The sequence below is a fragment of the Enterococcus sp. AMC1086 genome, assembly GCF_058216575.1.
Genome location: NZ_CM177100.1, coordinates 3,152,366 through 3,169,459, shown reverse-complemented (window position 1 = coordinate 3,169,459; position 17,094 = coordinate 3,152,366). Strand labels below are relative to the sequence as shown.

13 protein-coding genes are annotated in these 17,094 nt (G+C 36.2%); 5 read left to right on the top strand and 8 right to left on the bottom strand.

Going from position 1 to position 17,094, the window contains the following annotated elements; all coding sequences use genetic code 11:
• The first annotated feature begins 112 nt into the window (after positions 1-112).
• Together AC4BC4_RS14780 and AC4BC4_RS14775 are read left to right on the top strand one after the other, a co-directional pair.
• Positions 113-889 (top strand): LysR family transcriptional regulator, encoded by a 777-nt coding sequence (locus tag AC4BC4_RS14780; RefSeq protein ID WP_490476212.1) that lies wholly within the window; start codon positions 113-115, stop codon positions 887-889.
• 15 nt (positions 890-904) lie between these two features.
• Positions 905-1,684 (top strand): MurR/RpiR family transcriptional regulator, encoded by a 780-nt coding sequence (locus AC4BC4_RS14775; RefSeq protein ID WP_490476211.1) that lies wholly within the window; start codon positions 905-907, stop codon positions 1,682-1,684.
• Positions 1,685-1,887: 203 nt separating this feature from the next.
• Here the strand turns inward: AC4BC4_RS14775 and AC4BC4_RS14770 are convergent, their stop codons facing one another.
• From AC4BC4_RS14770 to AC4BC4_RS14745, 6 genes are all read right to left on the bottom strand, one after another.
• The gene (locus tag AC4BC4_RS14770; protein WP_490477345.1) at positions 1,888-3,546 is read right to left on the bottom strand and encodes an IS1182 family transposase; all 1,659 of its coding nucleotides are present in this window, start codon (positions 3,544-3,546) and stop codon (positions 1,888-1,890) included.
• Positions 3,547-3,746: 200 nt separating this feature from the next.
• Positions 3,747-4,823: a hypothetical protein gene (locus tag AC4BC4_RS14765; protein WP_490476210.1), complete on the bottom strand. Its 1,077-nt coding sequence runs from the start codon at positions 4,821-4,823 to the stop codon at positions 3,747-3,749.
• A 748-nt stretch (positions 4,824-5,571) separates the two neighbouring features.
• The gene (locus AC4BC4_RS14760; protein ID WP_438757976.1) at positions 5,572-6,009 is read right to left on the bottom strand and encodes a threonine/serine exporter family protein; all 438 of its coding nucleotides are present in this window, start codon (positions 6,007-6,009) and stop codon (positions 5,572-5,574) included.
• A 15-nt stretch (positions 6,010-6,024) separates the two neighbouring features.
• On the bottom strand, positions 6,025-6,813 hold the full coding sequence (locus AC4BC4_RS14755) for a threonine/serine exporter family protein (RefSeq protein WP_438757975.1): 789 nt from the start codon (positions 6,811-6,813) through the stop codon (positions 6,025-6,027).
• A 265-nt stretch (positions 6,814-7,078) separates the two neighbouring features.
• Positions 7,079-8,092: a LacI family DNA-binding transcriptional regulator gene (locus tag AC4BC4_RS14750; RefSeq protein WP_438757974.1), complete on the bottom strand. Its 1,014-nt coding sequence runs from the start codon at positions 8,090-8,092 to the stop codon at positions 7,079-7,081.
• A gap of 231 nt (positions 8,093-8,323) precedes the next feature.
• Positions 8,324-10,663, bottom strand: a complete 2,340-nt coding sequence (locus tag AC4BC4_RS14745; RefSeq protein ID WP_490476209.1) for a glycoside hydrolase family 65 protein — start codon at positions 10,661-10,663, stop codon at positions 8,324-8,326.
• A gap of 181 nt (positions 10,664-10,844) precedes the next feature.
• Here AC4BC4_RS14745 and AC4BC4_RS14740 point away from each other — a divergent pair, with 181 nt between their 5' ends.
• From AC4BC4_RS14740 to AC4BC4_RS14730, 3 genes are all read left to right on the top strand, one after another.
• Complete coding sequence (locus AC4BC4_RS14740; RefSeq protein ID WP_490476208.1) at positions 10,845-13,019, top strand: PTS transporter subunit IIBC; 2,175 nt, start codon at positions 10,845-10,847, stop codon at positions 13,017-13,019.
• 82 nt (positions 13,020-13,101) lie between these two features.
• Positions 13,102-13,941 carry an endonuclease/exonuclease/phosphatase family protein gene (locus AC4BC4_RS14735; RefSeq protein ID WP_490476207.1) on the top strand — a complete coding sequence of 280 codons (840 nt, stop codon included), beginning with the start codon at positions 13,102-13,104 and terminating at the stop codon, positions 13,939-13,941.
• Positions 13,942-14,052: 111 nt separating this feature from the next.
• Positions 14,053-14,688, top strand: a complete 636-nt coding sequence (locus tag AC4BC4_RS14730) for an NAD-dependent epimerase/dehydratase family protein (protein WP_490476206.1) — start codon at positions 14,053-14,055, stop codon at positions 14,686-14,688.
• A gap of 171 nt (positions 14,689-14,859) precedes the next feature.
• Here AC4BC4_RS14730 and AC4BC4_RS14725 read toward each other — a convergent pair whose 3' ends face one another.
• Both AC4BC4_RS14725 and AC4BC4_RS14720 read right to left on the bottom strand, forming a co-directional pair.
• Positions 14,860-15,699: a sugar ABC transporter permease gene (locus AC4BC4_RS14725; protein WP_490476205.1), complete on the bottom strand. Its 840-nt coding sequence runs from the start codon at positions 15,697-15,699 to the stop codon at positions 14,860-14,862.
• A gap of 8 nt (positions 15,700-15,707) precedes the next feature.
• Positions 15,708-17,063 carry a carbohydrate ABC transporter permease gene (locus AC4BC4_RS14720; protein WP_490476204.1) on the bottom strand — a complete coding sequence of 452 codons (1,356 nt, stop codon included), beginning with the start codon at positions 17,061-17,063 and terminating at the stop codon, positions 15,708-15,710.
• Between the last annotated feature and the right edge of the window lie 31 nt (positions 17,064-17,094).

Sequence of the window (17,094 nt, the reverse complement as noted above, 5' to 3'; positions counted from 1 at the left end):
AATCAGCTCCTATTCTTGATGTATTCAGTATATTCTTTAAAAAAAGTATTGCATAATACAAAAAAATGATATACGGTATCAGTATTAGTGATAGCAAGAAATGGGTGGGAAGATGGAGCTGAATGATTTAAGAATCTTTCATTGTGTAACAGCTGCAGGTTCGATGTCAGAAGCTGCCCGAATAATGGGGTATGCGCAATCCAATATAACTGAACGGATTAAATTGTTAGAACAAGAATTGACAGTGAGGTTATTTGAGCGGACGAATCGCGGCATTAAGCTACTTCCGGAGGGTGAAAAATTATTAGGATATACAACTATCATTTTAGCTCAAATCGATGAAATTGAAATGCATTATAAGAAATTACCAATAAAAATTGGTTGCACACAAACAATCGCATCTAATTACTTTGAATTGACAGATGTCATCAATTATCAGCCGGCAATCGAATTGTTTATCGACACAACCGATCAATTAGAAAAACTATATCAAAAAAAAGAATTGGATGTGTTGATCACAAATAAGAGGACTGCCTTTGATAACGATGTGTTATTTAGCGAAAAGATTGGCTGGCTATCTGCAATAGCTGCGCAAGATGTATATTTGATGAGTCGTGATAAGGAATGTCCATATAGAAAGATGATGCTATCTTTAATCAATCCGCAGACGTGTAAAATTGTTGAAGTTGACTCTATTTACTCGATGATCGACCTTATAAAAAAAGGAGCAGGTCGATCGATTTTACCTAATCGTTTCTTTCTGGAGGAACAGAATCAATCGTTGCATTTCAGCAAAATAGAACAGGAAGTTCCTATTTATATCGTTGGGAATGAAAGGAACAATCACTATGTTCGTTTATTTTTAAAGGATAGCAACGGTTTGAGATGAGAGGATTTGATTTGTGTGAGTGATATTTATAAAGATATCAATTCAAACTATGAGAGATTATCGGAAGCTGAACGGGAAGTCATTGAGTTTATTCTAAGATTTGAGGACATTGAAGGGCTAAAATTAAAAGATATTAAAGATGCGCTGTATATATCTAATTCTACGGTCATCAGAGCGGGGAAAAAATTAAATTACCCAACATTTAAGGAATTGAAATTTGGATTCGTTCAAGCTAGAGAACAGAAGAAAAGAAGCTCTCCAGTAAAATCTGATTTTTTATATGAAGTAAATAGTATCAAAAAAGATACGTTGACAACCTTGGAATTAGTAGATGAAAAAAATATCGACAAAATATGTAATTGCCTAATTAATGCAAGGAGAATTTTTTGTATTGGAACCGGTTCAAGCTCTCAAGTGGCGTCTGAATTTAATTATAAGCTTAAATCAATTGATCTTTGGACAAATAATTTTTCAGATCCCTTTTTGGTTGAACGTATTCCTCAAATCAGCACGTTTCAAGACGTGATTGTTGTTTTTTCATTAAGTGGTCAAGTAGATGAAATCAATGAGATCATGATTAAAGCTAAGTGTAACAGAACGACAATTATTGTGATTACGAATATGGCAGAGACCAAACTAAGATCAATCAGTACATACTCTATAGTGACAAGCAACCCTAGTAATAAAAAAAAGCTTTGTTCAAGATTAATGCTGTATATGATGAGTAGTCTGATTTATGAAAAATTGCTGACGAAAAAAGAGCCTGAGACAAAAGCGTTCAGCTTCGAGAAATAAGAAGGAATCCACAGGACCTATAGTTCAATTTTTTGTGACTAAGTAAGTATCATGAACGGTCAGTTCCTCACGATCACTGAATGTTGTGACAATTTCAACGTATTTCAGAATCCGTTGAATCTTTGTACTTTAGCACTCGATTTATTCTCAACGCAAAGGTATTCTTATTTTGTACAAAAAATCAAGAGCTTGGGACATAAGTCTTAAGACAAATAAAACAGAAGACCGAAAATCATAAAAATGTTTTTCAGTCTTTTATTTTTTAGATTATTGGGAGAATCCTTCATGTTTTCTAGCTTACTTAGCCTATATTTCCTTAAATTTACTGCGATTAACGCGAATCCAATTTCATTGTGTGCCTGTTGTTTCCCTCGAACAGAGAACCGAGTGAACCCTAAACAAGCCTTCAAATGTCCGAAAGCTGGTTCGACGTCAATTTTTCGTTGACGATAGAGTTTACCTGTTTCTTCTTCTGAAAGCAGCTGTTGAATTCTTGCTTTAAAGTATTCCCAATTCATGTTCTTTTGAATCTCACGATTCTTGTCACTCTTCGCTTTTGTACACTGGCTTCGAAGAGGACAATTCGAGCAGTCTTCACATTCATACCGTTTTAAATAACGTTTAAAGCCATATTTATCTGTACGAATAGAATAGTTTCGAAAATTCATTTTTCGTCCGTTTGGACAAAGAAACGTATCATCTAATTCCTGATACGACCAGTTTGCTGGAAGGAACGGATTTTGTTTAAACTTTTTCTTCTGTTCTTTATGGTACATGGCATAAGTGATGAGTGGTGTTCGCTCGTGATCCTCTAAAACCGCTTGATAGTTTTCTTCTCCTCCATAGCCGGCATCTGCGACAATATAGTTTGGCAGATCAAAGAAACGCTCTTTTAAAGTGGTTAAAAAAGGGCGCAATGTTCGTGTATCTGTTGGATTTGAGAAAAGATCATAGCCTAAAATATACTGACTGTTCGTGGCGATTTGAAGATTATAACCTGCTTTCAACTGACCATTTTTCATATGATCGTCTTTCATGCGCATAAAAGTGGCATCTAGATCAGTTCTAGAGTAACTGTTTCGTTGCCCTAAAATCTGTCTATGTTTTTGATAAGCGAGTTTTCGCTCTTTAAAGTCCTTGAAAAGTGTCCTTAATTTTTTAGGAATTTTTCGTTTAGAACGGATTGATTTGCGCGTAATTCCATCCTCTGCTTGTTCGATTTTTTCTGTAAACTTTTCGACAACATGCGCGAGATTTTCTTCAATCTTACCTAATTCAGTGACAGATAATTCTTTTGAGGACTCTCGCTCAATTTCAGGAATAATTTGATTCTTTAACAATTCATCGTAGAGAAAATTTGATTTTTCAGTAAGCTTTTTATCAAAGTTATCAATGGATTTTCTCCAAACAAAGGTGTATTTATTGGCGTTGGCTTCAATCTTTGTACCATCGATAAAAATGGCTTCTTCATCGATTAATTGTTCCTTGACTAATTGGCTACGGAACTGGACGAAGCACTCCCGAAGGAGTGCATTCACTAAAGGATTCACTCGAAAACGATTGATGGTTCGATAACTAGGTTGATAACTTTGAGTAAGCCACATCATGCGAATACTGTCTTTCGTCAAGGCTTCAATCTTGCGACCAGAAAATACAGATTGTGTGTAGGCACATAAAATCATCTTCATCATCATTTTCGGATGATAAGAAGAAGGCCCCATTTGATGATGAAAAGGAAGAAAGCGTTCCTCCGGAATACTTTCAACTAATTGATCAATGACAAACGCAATATCGTTTTTTTCTAACTGAAAACTAAAATCTAGAGGAAGAACGACTTGATTTGTGGTATAATTTTTAAACATAAGAACACCTCGCTGACTTATTTGTTTAGTCACTTTTATTTTAGCAAAGGTGTTCTTATTTTTGTACAAAAAAACAATCCAGATGCCAATCAATTTGACTGGTATCTGGATTTTTCGTTAGGACTTATGTCCCAAGCTCTTTTTTTACTTTGCAGCTTATGTCTAAAATTTGTTAAATAATTTATAGCGTTCCTAAATGTTTAAAATCCGCCTAATGAAACATTACTTAGTTGAATAATATGAGAACCTTGTGTCTTCAATTGCGTTGGTTCACTTTTCACAGCAGTAGAACGTACGCCTTGCACAGTAGCTCGAGCCATAGGAGGTGTAAATTGCAGTCCTCCAGGAACCGCTACTACTTGCCCAGTTCCATTCGTACTCCAAACGTAATTTTGTACGTTGCTCATATTACGTTTTATTGAAGTGTAATCAGTAATAGCAATTGTTTGTCTAGGTCTCCATTGAATAGTATCTTGTCTGGTCAAGACATATTCTTCAATAACTTTAGCACTGCTATACGCACGAGGCATTTGTTTTTGAGCGTGTAATGCACTTAACGGACTGTTGATATTTCTAGAAACACCTTTTATAGTACTTCCATTCTCTGCCTGGATGTGTGCGATTTCTGTATAAGCACCGCTAGCGCCTCCTTCTCCATAGACATTAGCCCCTTTCCAAGCATAAATATCTCTATACGCCCAGATACCCACACCATTTTCTGAAGAAGCAACTGCTTTTAGATTCGCACTGTAATAAGGTTTTATGTCGTTATATGTCCAAATGCCATAATTTACTCCATACCCTTCCAGTGTTCCTCCTTCCATTTGGATTTCGTTGTATGCGCGGATACCTGACTCCGTTCCTTTTCCTACAACTTTTCCTACACCATTTTTAGTATATTTAAATGCTTTTAGATAACCACCAACATTTATACCAAATTGGCCATCTGTATCTGCTGTTAATTCACCACTACCTCTGAATTCCAAGTCATGTTTTGAATAAATTGAATTGATGTTTACAGGTTCTGTATTATTCAAATAAATTTTTAGGTTTTTTGAACTAAATATTTGTGTATTTTCGTCAAGATCCCAAGTACCTTTTCTTGTACTCAATACATTTTTACCATTTTCTGTTTTGATGGTCGCGTCATATCCCTTTAAATCTTCGTTAAACGTTAGCGATGCTGCGTCGACTTTTGATTGTCCTACTAAGAACGCACCTACTAATAATCCAGTAGTGATCAATAACTTTGTCATTCCCTTTTTCTTCATAATCATTTTTTTCTCTCCTTCTTATGATTTTCCAATCGTATTACCACCCCATATTATCACAGGAAAAATATAAATCAACCTGAAAATTTTATTTATATAACGATATTATACTAAAAAACATATATTTTAATTGTAATCGATAGGAAAAATAAAAAAACTTTTTCAAGCTAATTGTGCATTGAACTATCCGTACTTTTTTTGGCGAATCACTCGCTCCATTAATCAACTATATATCAGTTAGTCAAAATTTAAAGTCATTGAATACCTTATTATTGTTGATATTCCGAAAAATTTTATAAGTTCATCCAGAAATAAGTTATTAAAAACTCTCCCCATAATTCCACTCTCAAAATCAACGTACTAGACTTTTTGAAGCGAACAAGACACCATCGAAAGTTTTTTCGATCCCAATTTCTGGAGAAAACACTCTAACTTATTTTATAATCAAATAATCTAATATAAACAAAAAACAAAAAAATAAAATATATTTACACTTCTTATTTTTCTTTCGTGATTAAGCCTGCTTCAACATTTCAGATTGTTCCCTATGAATTTATATAGTACAATAAGTAAATTTACGAAACGAAAGATAAACGATCCTTCCTCCATCGAAAAAATACAAAGGCAATGACATTTTCTATTTTTAAATACGACGATAAGGTTCTATAAACAAAATATATCTTCTACGCTGAGATACTAGAAATAAAGAAGACAACTAACGTCAAAATCAAAATTTACATACTAAAAAACGCAGTTAAATTTTTTTAACTGCGTTTTTTAAATTCAATAGAACAGAAGAGAGGACTTCGTTAATTAAAAACCCAATGGCAATTGAAAAACCAACTAAAATTGCTTGTGTCCCAAAATTAATAGCTTGATTGTAATTATTTTCAGCAAGCGAATTGAATGCTTTGAACAGCAAGCTTCCAGGAACGATCGGCATAATACCAGAAATCGTAAAAACCATACTAGGAATTTTTGTCATTTGGGCAAAGAATTGACTGCAAATCGATAGGATCACACAAGAGATTAAAGAAGAAATAGCCGCATTGTTATGCGCAATAAAATAATTATAAGCAAGTGCCGCAATAACACCCGAGATTCCGCAAAGTACAAAATATTTTTTTTGAACATTATTTAAAATGGACGTACTGCCACTAACTAAAAAACTAAAAATGATTTGTGTAAGCATTGCTATGCCTCCTTATTAAAAGTTTGTCAATATGAACGCGACTGGTAGCCCCAACATCAATGCGGTATTGATTGCTTCAGAGGCTTGCGAGATACCGGATAAATAGTCACCATCAATGCTATCTCTTATTGCATTGACTAAGGTAGCCCCAGGCAATAGCGGCATCATACAACTGAGGGTCAAAGAAAAAGAATCTTGTGTGATATTATTTTTCACCAGCAACACCGCCAAAGTCGAGACAATCGTTGAGTATAAGAATATTGAGAAAATTTTAATATTGATGTACTTTTCTAAAATAATATAGCAAAAATAGCCGACCACACCGACTAGAAAGGCTAAAAAAGCAGCCATAGATAATTTATTGATCAAAATGTACATAGATCCGCAAATAATACCTGCTACAAAAATTTGAACATGTCGCGGAAACGCATAATCGTGTTTATCTATCTGCTTAAATTCTTTGTATAATTCATCTGTTGTGATTTTTTTTGTTAAAAATGCATCGACTTTTGTCTTTATATGGCTCATTTTTTCAAAATTATACGAATACTTTTGTATGCTTAACATTTTCACATCATTTGTTTGCTGATTGATCAACATTAAGTTTGTAGGTGTAATATAGAAAGAAAAAGAATTGATCCCCATAAATAACATCATTTGAATGAGATTACTTCGCACTTCAGATACACCATAATTACTTTCTAACATCAATTTCCCATATATAATAAGGACTTTTATATTTAAATCATTACTGGCTTCGTCAATGCCTTCGGTCGTCTCGATTTTTGTTGAATTCTCTACCATAATCTTCCCTCCAACGCGTACTTCTTTGCTTTTGTTAAGTATACTACAAACCATTGAAAAACATCGTTTCAGCCTTTTATTTTTTATTAAAATATAATAGATTTTTTTTGATAAAACACTTATCCATGAAAGATAAATAAAACAACCGATTCAATAGAACTAGGTAAAAATGAGCGTAAAAAGAGTGAGACAAAAGTAGAAAATACTTTTATCACACTCTTCTTTGGAAATACATCTTTATTCCTTCTTCGCATTAAATAACGAACTACTTTCTCAATTTGAGTACCGTCTCGCGCTTAATCAATTTATGCGGAATCACCATTCGAACGCCCGTTGCTTCTTTTTCTTGTAATGATTCAATCAGTTTTTGCATACCTGTTCTGCCTAGTTCTGCAATATCAATATCGATACTTGTCAGATAAGGATGGACTAATGTCGCATAAATAGAATTATTAAAGCTAATCACCGAAAAATCATCCGGTACTCGATAACCATACATTTGCGCTAATTGAATCATCCGCATCGCAAAAATATCGTCGATCACGACAGCGGCCGTTGCATTTGTCTCTTTTAAACGTTCCTCAAATGCGACATAATCTTCCGGCTTTTCCATATCAACTGAAGGCAATACCTTTAAATTCGCTAGCATCATAGCCTTTTGATACCCAAAATAGCGTTCATAATAAACATTTTCATGCGTTGTATTTGTAATAAATAAAATATTTTTGTGTCCATTTTCAATCAAATAATCAGTTGCATGTTTTCCTAATAGCTGATTATCATTATCTACATAAATAACTTTGTCTTCATTTGTATAAGGTTGACCAATCAAGGAGAAAGGAACTTGATTTTTGAATAAGTAATCGATAACTGGATCCTCTTTATCTGAATACAACAGAATAAAGCCGTCGACTTGTTTTTGTCGGTGCATTAGTTGAACGTTTTCCAGTAAAGTTTCAAAGGATTGTGCCGTTGCAATTGCCGTTGTCATGCTATGTTTACGTGCTTCATCATTGATCGACTCAATAATCTCTAAGTAAAACGGATTTCCCATTCGCTCACGAGAATCTAGCGGCGGCAAGATCACACCCACAGCTCCTGAAGAACGTTTTCCAAGATTTCTGGCTGCAATGTTTGGAACATACCCCATTTCTTCCATTACTTTATAGACTTTCTTCTTCGTAGCGTCTGAAATACTGGAGTGATCATTGATTACTCTGGACACTGTAGAAGTCGCAACGCCAGCCTTTTTAGCAACATCTTTCACTGTAATCGTCATCTTTTCCACTCCTTTCGCGGTTCATTATAAATCCATCAATAAATCATTCTATCGTAGAAAATAATACCACAGATTGATACCTTGTTGCTATCGACATTTTGATTCCTTGTTTTTTAAATGTCTTAACAAGTCTGGAGCTACCTGAATAAACATCGACTGTAGTAACTTTTTGAAGCCTCTCTAAATAATAATCATTTAATTAGCATACCATCTAAATCAGCTAAAATACCTTTAAACATGTTTATTCTTCGTTTCCATCACACTCACTAATTCATCTACTAAAACCACTTTGTTTTCATATAATGAGAGAGGCAATTCTGCTCCGGAAATAAGTTGCAAACGAACATTTTCTTTATCCACCGTTACATATAACAAGCGGTCACGATAATTCACATGAAAAGCGTAGCTCGTCCATGTACTTGGTAAAAACGGTGCAAAACTTAATTTCTCATCAGCAGTCTTCATTTGGGCAAACCCTTGCACGATGGCAAGCCAGCTGCCAGTCATAGAGGTGATGTGCAACCCGTCTTCCGTATCGTTATTGTAATTATCTAAATCTAAACGAGCGGTCCGTTGATACATTTCTACCGCTTTTTCTTCCATTCCGAGTTCAGCTGCTAAAATCGCATGAACACTTGGCGATAAAGAGGATTCATGGACGGTCATTGGCTCATAAAACAAGAAATTCCGCTCTTTCTCTGCTCGTGAAAAACGTTCACCAAAGAAATAAATTCCTTGTAGCACATCCGCTTGTTTGATAAAGCAAGAGCGTAAAATACGGTCCCAAGACCAATGCTGATTCAATGGTAAGTCGGCTTGTGTTAAAGCGGTTCTCGGCATCAAATCCTTATCTAAGAAAGTATCATGCTGCACAAAAATATCTAACTCTTCATCAAATGGATAATACATATTTTTGATAATTTCTTGCCAATGTTCTCGTTCTTCTTTTGTAATTTCAACGGGGGTTTCAGTTTTGTACTTAGCATAATTATCTAAGGTATATTGCAATACCCAGGCTGCGATTGTATTTGTGTACCAATTATTGTTGACATTATTTTCATATTCATTTGGCCCGGTGACACCATGGATCATATATTTTTGAGCCCGTTTAGAAAAATGAACACGATCTGCCCAAAAACGTGCGATTTCAGTCAAAACTTGTAACCCTTCGTTTTTTAAGTACTCGTTGTCGCCTGTATAATTCACATAATTATAGATAGCGTAGGCAATCGCACCATTTCGATGGATCTCTTCAAACGTGATTTCCCACTCATTATGACACTCGATACCGGTAAATGTAACCATCGGATACAAGGCGCCTGCTAAGCCTTGTTGACGTGCATTGTACTTAGCTTGTTCCAATTGGTTATAACGATATTTCAATAAATTTTTTGTCACTTCAGGTTTAGCCAAAGCTAAATAAAGAGGAACAGCATACGCTTCGGTATCCCAATAAGTAGCACCACCGTATTTTTCACCCGTAAAGCCTTTAGGCCCAATATTCAAGCGTTCATCATCACCATAATATGTGGTAAATAATTGGAATAAATTGAACCGAATGCCTTGTTGCGCCGCATCGTCACCCTCGATCACAACATCGGAAAGTGCCCAACGTGCCGCCCAAGCTTCATTTTGTTCATTTAACAGTTCATCAAAAGTCTTGGTATTCTCTTTCAATAATTGAATCGCTTTTTCTTGCTGCTCTGTTTCTGGAACATCACGGCTTGTCAAAACAATCACTTGTTTTTCTACTGTCATGCTCTCGTTTTTTTGCAAAGTTTCACGAAATACTTGTTGTACTTTTAATGGTTCTGTTTCAGCTAAACCTGCTTTAGCTTCGGTTACATGTTTCATTGCCGCAGTTACACTGAATTGTTCGATTCCAAATGGATTAGGGATCGTAGACGTCGTTAAAAACCCGATGGCTTCTTCAAAACCTGACTGCTGTGCTTCCCAGAACATTTCATCATAATTACTATCTTCATTGCGAACATCTCCGTCGATTTTTGATACAATCTCAATATCTGAGGTTCCTTCAAGAACTTCTACTGTTACTCGAATCATAGCCAATTCTTGTTGCACAATACTCAAGAAACGCTCAAAACGGAATTTAATACTCGTATCCTCATGTTCAAGGATAAATGTACGCGTCAACAGACCATTGCGCATATCTAATTCTAAATAAAAGTCTTTCGGGTCTTGAATGCCTAAATCAATTACTTTCCCATTCACGAAAATATCCATTGCGATAAAATCCACTGCATTGATGACTTTGCCAAAATACTCTGGATAGCCATTCTTCCACCAGCCAACTCTAGTCTTATCTGGATACCAAATACCTGCTAAATAGGTTCCTTTATGATGATCTCCTGTATACTGTTCTTCAAAATTCCCTCTCATTCCCATATAACCGTTTCCCATTGAAGTCAGCGATTCCTGTAATCGACGTTCATTCCGCTCTAACTGATGTGTAGCGATCTTCCATGGGTCTATTTCAAATAAATGATTCATTCTCTCTCCTCCTGTAAACGTTCCGCATCTTAACACCATAATAAACGCAACCGTTTGCATTGTCAAATATTTATTTTACCAAACAGCTTATTTATTAGAATAACTATGTCTATAATGATACTATTGATTTATAGACATAAAAAGGGAATTGATTTTTTTAAGGGTTTACAAAAATAAAGAAGTGATTTATACTACATTCAACGAAAACGTTTGCGCTATTATTGCAAAGGAGAGAAAAAAGATGAAAAAGTTATTTAGTTTTGAGTTTTGGCAAAAATTTGGTAAAGCACTGATGGTCGTGATCGCCGTGATGCCCGCTGCGGGATTAATGATCAGTATCGGTAAGACTATTCCTTTGATCAACCCAGATTGGGCCGCACTTGCTACAACAGGCGGCGTCATTGAAAACATTGGTTGGGGTGTCATCAGTAACTTGCATATCTTGTTCGCCCTTGCGATTGGTGGTAGTTGGGCGAAAGAACGAGCAGGTGGTGCATTCGCTGCAGGACTTTCTTTTATTTTGATCAACCGAATCACAGGTTCAATTTTCGGCGTAACAAGTGAAATGTTAGCAGATGATAAAGCGTTTACTCACACATTGTTCGGTACAAAAATCATGGTCAAAGGATTTTTCACCAGCGTTTTAGAGGCGCCAGCTTTAAATATGGGGGTTTTTGTGGGAATCATCGCAGGTTTTGTCGGCGCGATGGCCTTCAATAAATATTATAATTATCGCAAATTACCTGATGCACTTTCTTTTTTCAATGGTAAACGTTTCGTCCCATTCGTTGTGATTCTTTGGTCGACGATCGTTTCTATTCTTTTAGCCATTATTTGGCCATACATTCAAGCCGGTATCAATAATTTTGGTCTTTGGATCGCTCAATCACAAGATACAGCGCCAATTTTAGCTCCCTTTTTATACGGAACATTAGAACGTTTGCTATTGCCGTTTGGTTTACACCATATGTTGACGATTCCTATCAACTATACTCAACTAGGTGGAACATACGAAATTTTGTCTGGGGCACAGGCCGGAACGCAAGTTTTTGGACAAGATCCATTGTGGCTTGCTTGGGCTACTGATTTAGTTAATTTAAAAGGGACCGGTGACACATCCCAATACAATTATGTCTTGGCAAATTGGACTCCAGCTCGTTTTAAAGTCGGACAAATGATCGGTGCATCCGGTATTTTAATGGGAATGACTCTAGCCATGTACCGCAATGTCGATCCCGACAAACGCGCAAGTTATAAATCAATGTACCTTTCAGCTGCTTTAGCTGTATTTCTAACGGGTGTTACTGAACCTTTGGAATTCATGTTTATGTTTGCGGCCGTCCCATTATATGTTGTTTACGCCATAATCCAAGGTGCAGCATTTGCCATGGCAGATATCATTGCATTGCGTGTTCACTCTTTCGGAAATATTGAGCTTTTGACTCGAACACCTTTAGCCATAAAAGCTGGGCTAGGCGGTGATTTACTGAATTTCATTCTTTGCACTATTGCATTCGGTGTTCTCACTTATTTTATCGCTAACTTTATGATCAAAAAATTTAATTTTGCTACTCCTGGCAGAAATGGAAACTACGATAATAATGAAACGAACGATTCAACGCAAGTAAATACTCAAAATACAGACGGAATCGATCCACAAATCATTGAAATCGTTCATTTATTAGGCGGAAAAGAAAACATTACAGATGTTGATGCCTGTATGACTCGTCTACGAGTCAGTGTTACAGATAAGAATAAAGTCGGAGCGGAAGATGCTTGGAAAAAAGCTGGTGCTATGGGATTGATCATTAAAGATAACGGGGTTCAAGCAGTTTACGGACCAAAAGCAGATGTGCTAAAATCAGATATCCAAGATTTATTGGATTCTGGCATTACGATCCCAGCACCTAAACAAACAGAAATAACCGATCCATCCTTTAAGTCAATTGAGTATCTAGGTATCACCAAAATAATCGTACCTGTTGCAAATGGCGAAGTGATTGCCATCGATCAAGTTGACGATCCAGTCTTTTCACAAAAAATGATGGGAGATGGCTATGCTGTTATCCCCGTTGATACGACGATTTACGCACCGATCGATGGTGTGATCAGCAGTATTTTCCCATCAAAACATGCGCTAGGTATTACAACTTCTGAAGGAATCGAAGTGTTGATCCATATGGGGCTTGATACGATCGAAATGACAGAATCTGCTTTTACAATTCTTGTAACTGAAGGACAAAAGATTACTGCAGGTGAAAAAATCGCTACCGCTGATATAGAAAAAATAAAAGCTTCAGGCAAACAAACAACCATGATCGTCGTCTTTACAAATGGCGAAAAAATCAATGGTTTCCATTTAGATAAAACAGGTAAACAAGAACCTGGAACTCCTATTGGTCGTTTAGATATTTAATATAAGAAAACTTAAACGGGTTGGCATAAACCTCTATGGGCTTCATGCCACTCCTTTTTCTTTTACTGGAGGAGAAATAAACATGAATGTACTTACACTGAACACCCACAGCTGGCTAGAAAGTCATCCTATAGAAAAATTACAACAGTTGGCCGAGAAAATCATTCAAGAAGATTACGCACTGATCGCTCTACAAGAAGTCAATCAACGCATTGATAGCTTACCTGTTATTTCAACGCATAACTTCCATCCAACAGAAACTCAGCTACCGATCCATGAAGACAATTTCGCTTATCTTTTAGTTCAGTTTTTGAAAGAACGCGGACAAGACTATCACTGGAGCTGGACATATAACCATATTGGCTATTCGATCTACCATGAAGGTGTTGCTCTTCTTTCAAAACAACCGATCCAACCGCAAGCAGTCGTCATTTCCACAGAAAAAGAGCCCAGTGATTACCGCAGAAGAGTCTTACTGATAGGACAAACAAAATTAGACGAGAAAAACATCACTGTTTTAAGCTGCCATTACTCTTGGTGGTCTGAAGCTGACGGTTTTTCAGATGAATGGCGAAAAACCGAATTAGCCTTACAAAATCATATTTCTCCTTTACTGATCATGGGTGACTTTAACAATCCAGCATCAAAAAAACAAATGGGGTATGATCTTGTTCTAAACAGTTCATTACAATTGCAAGACAGTTTTTTGACAGCTAGTGAAAAAATCGGTGAACACACCGTGGAAAAAGCAATCGATGGTTGGGGAGAAAATCAGGAAAAACTGAGGATCGACTATATTTTCACTTCAAAAAATTTAACGATTTCTAGCTACGAAATCGTTTTTGATGGAAAAAACGCCCCTGTTATCAGCGATCATTTCGGTGTTTCAGCACTCATTCAACAAAATAAAAACATACGTTAAAGAGAAAACCTTCTCTTTTTCGTACGTTTTTTTGTTTCATTTCGAAGGATAATGATACACTAGTTATAAACTAGATTTATCCTATTAAGTTTAAAAAGGTGGGTAGAGAAAATGCAGATAACTATTTTTGGCGGCAGCGGTTTTATTGGAAAAAAACTCTCAGAAGAATTGATAATGCGTGGTCACAGCGTAACTTGTGTCTCTAGAAGTGGCAAACCAATTGACCTAACAACTGCTTGGGCACAAAAAGTTCATTGGCTTCGTTCTGATATTTTAACAGATAAAAACTGGCATCCTGCTGCAAAAGAAGCCGACTGGATCATCGATGCGATTGGAATACTTAAAGAAATCCCTTCTAAAAACATCACGTACGAACGATTTATTTTGAAACCTGTTCAAATCATATTAACCTATTTAGATACACAAGAGAATCCAGCTAAATTTCTATTTTTATCTGCTAACAGTGCTCCCTTTCCGTTAAAAAAATATATGGATGCTAAACTTCAAGCAGAACAATCAATCAAAGCACAAACCGAGCAAAACGTCATTTTTTATCCTAGTTTAGTTATGGACAAAAAACGTTATTCTTCTATTATTGGTGGTCAATTGATCCAAGGATTTAAAAAAATTCCAGGCCTCAGAAAACTCGTTAAAGGATACGACCCCCTCTCAAGAGAACAGCTGGCAATAGAAATCGCCAACGTCATTGAAGGACAATCCTCTCGTTTCACGAAAAGAAGAACATAATAAAGAAATTGGAACAGCGTTTAACTCCGAGAAATAAGAGAGAATTCACGAAAACGGCTCTTCAAATTCTTGTGAATGCAAACTTATTTCTCGGAGTTACTTCTGTTCCACCGTTTATTCGTAAATTTCTTGTTATTTCTAAGAGCTATATACTTTTGACAAAACTTCCTCTTACCCTTTCACCGAACCACTCGTAATTCCTTCTACATAATATTTCTGCATAAAGATAAACAACAATGTGATCGGAACGGCTATCAACACACAACCTGCTGTAAACGCCATAAAGTACTGATCGATTTTATCTTTCGTCTGCATTGTAAACAACCCAATCGCAACCGTATATTTGTTCACGTTATCGCCTAAAATGATTTTCGCAAAAATAAAATCCATCCACGGTGCCATAAACGCCATCAATGCGGTATAAACAATGATCGGTTTACTCAACGGCAATGTAATTTTCGTGAAAATCTCAAACTTGCTCGCTCCATCGATCATCGCAGATTCATCCAACGCCATCGGAATTATATCGAAAAATCCCTTCGCAATATAAAAACCTAGTGCTGCTCCAGATGAATAAACTAAAATCAATGCCAATAAACTTCCTGTCAAATTCATTGCTTTTAAAATATAATAAACAGCGATCATGCTCATAAAGCCTGGAAACATATTCAATACTAATGCTAATTTCAAAAACGGTTTTCTCGCTCTAAAGCGTAAGCGACTCAGTGAATAGGCCATTGCAATCGTGATCAGCGTCGATAAAATACAACTACATATTGCTACAAATAGCGTATTTAAAAACCATTGCACAAAAGGATACGTCGAACTTGTCAGCAACATTTTATAATTCTCAAAAGTAAACTGCTTAGGGATAAAGTACGTCACAAAAGCTCCGCCTTCACTTCTAAAACTAGTCAAAACAATCCAAACGATTGGGAAAATCCAGACAATCGATAAAATCGTCAATAGGATATAATAAAAAACTAAATTTTTTCTTTTTTTTGATTTCATAAGCTTATTTACGCCCCTTCCGTTTTAAATGAACTGCTTCGTGTATAGGCGAATAACGAGAAGACTGCCGAAAGAACAAAGATGATGATCCCAATCACGGATGCAAGATTATAGTCCGCAGCGGTAACTGTCAATTTATACAACCACGTGACCAAAAGATCTGTCTCACCAGCCGAGTGAAAATTACTGTTCGCTGGTTGTCCGCCAGTCAATAAGAAAATCACATTAAAGTTATTGATATTTCCAATAAACTGCTGAATCAAACTAGGAGCCATAACAAACAAAATCTGCGGAAACGTAATGTTTCTAAAAATTTGAAATTTGTTCGCTCCATCGATTTCTGCTGCTTCTATTTGATCCGTTGGTAAATTCGTAATAATTCCAGTGGCAACTAACATTGTTACTGGAATTCCAACCCACATATTCACAAAAATAACGGTGACCTTCGCTAGTAAAGCATCAGTTAAAAATGGTATTGGCTGATCGATCAATCCCCAGTTTTGCAGGATTGCATTGACTGGACCCGAACCATTAAATAAGTTTGCCATCAACAACAAGCTAACAAATTGCGGGACCGCCATCGTGATCACAAAAATCGTCCGCCAAACTTTTTTCCCTTTTACTCCTTTAGCATTGATCAATAAAGCTAGTAAAATGCCAAAGAAAAAAGTCGTCGCCGTCGCCGAAACTGCCCAAATCAATGTCCAAGTAAGCACCGGGAAAAAGGTTCCAGCAATATCACCTGTGAGTACATTCCCAAAATTAGCAAAACCTACCCAATGAAATAAATTTTTTGGTGGCAAATGATTATGATCATAGTTAGTAAAGGCAATAGAAATCATATAAAGCAACGGTAAAATGGTAAATGCCAACACACCTAATAACGGAATGCTCATCAACGTCACATAAAATTTTTCATTCAGCAAACTATTTAAATCTTCTTTTAATGTCGGCAAAGATTGCCCTGTTTGTTTCAACGTGTAAATTTTACGGGCGCTTCGTAGATTTATCATGTACAGAAAAATAAAAAGTAAAATAAGAATAATTGCAGCGATCCCAAACAATAATAGTAACATCGAATTATCACCTGGTTGTTGCACCTCGATCCCAAGTGACTCATCCATGACCCATCCTTGAGATTTCGTCCCTAACGTTTGCAACATCGACAATGCATGAAATCCATTAATGATCAACCATGCTACAAATCCAATCTGCAACGCTAAAAATGCCAGACCTTTGACGATTTGCCCATTCATGATATTCGCTGTCCCCATAAATAAATAAGAAAGCTTGATTGATTTATCGCCATTTTTGAATAACTCTCTAAAAGAAATCGACCCCTCAGTTTTTGCCTTTTGCTTCATAGCATTTCACTTCCTGTTCTTTAAATAAGAA

Coding starts and splice junctions, on each gene's coding strand:
- AC4BC4_RS14780 (WP_490476212.1), top strand. CDS start 113: ATGGAGCTGAATGATTTAAGAATCTTTCATTGTGTAACAGCTGCAGGT.
- AC4BC4_RS14765 (WP_490476210.1), bottom strand. CDS start 4,823: ATGATTATGAAGAAAAAGGGAATGACAAAGTTATTGATCACTACTGGA.
- AC4BC4_RS14745 (WP_490476209.1), bottom strand. CDS start 10,663: ATGCAAACGGTTGCGTTTATTATGGTGTTAAGATGCGGAACGTTTACA.
- AC4BC4_RS14740 (WP_490476208.1), top strand. CDS start 10,845: ATGAAAAAGTTATTTAGTTTTGAGTTTTGGCAAAAATTTGGTAAAGCA.
- AC4BC4_RS14755 (WP_438757975.1), bottom strand. CDS start 6,813: ATGGTAGAGAATTCAACAAAAATCGAGACGACCGAAGGCATTGACGAA.
- AC4BC4_RS14720 (WP_490476204.1), bottom strand. CDS start 17,063: ATGAAGCAAAAGGCAAAAACTGAGGGGTCGATTTCTTTTAGAGAGTTA.
- AC4BC4_RS14770 (WP_490477345.1), bottom strand. CDS start 3,546: ATGTTTAAAAATTATACCACAAATCAAGTCGTTCTTCCTCTAGATTTT.
- AC4BC4_RS14730 (WP_490476206.1), top strand. CDS start 14,053: ATGCAGATAACTATTTTTGGCGGCAGCGGTTTTATTGGAAAAAAACTC.
- AC4BC4_RS14735 (WP_490476207.1), top strand. CDS start 13,102: ATGAATGTACTTACACTGAACACCCACAGCTGGCTAGAAAGTCATCCT.
- AC4BC4_RS14750 (WP_438757974.1), bottom strand. CDS start 8,092: ATGACGATTACAGTGAAAGATGTTGCTAAAAAGGCTGGCGTTGCGACT.
- AC4BC4_RS14760 (WP_438757976.1), bottom strand. CDS start 6,009: ATGCTTACACAAATCATTTTTAGTTTTTTAGTTAGTGGCAGTACGTCC.
- AC4BC4_RS14725 (WP_490476205.1), bottom strand. CDS start 15,699: ATGAAATCAAAAAAAAGAAAAAATTTAGTTTTTTATTATATCCTATTG.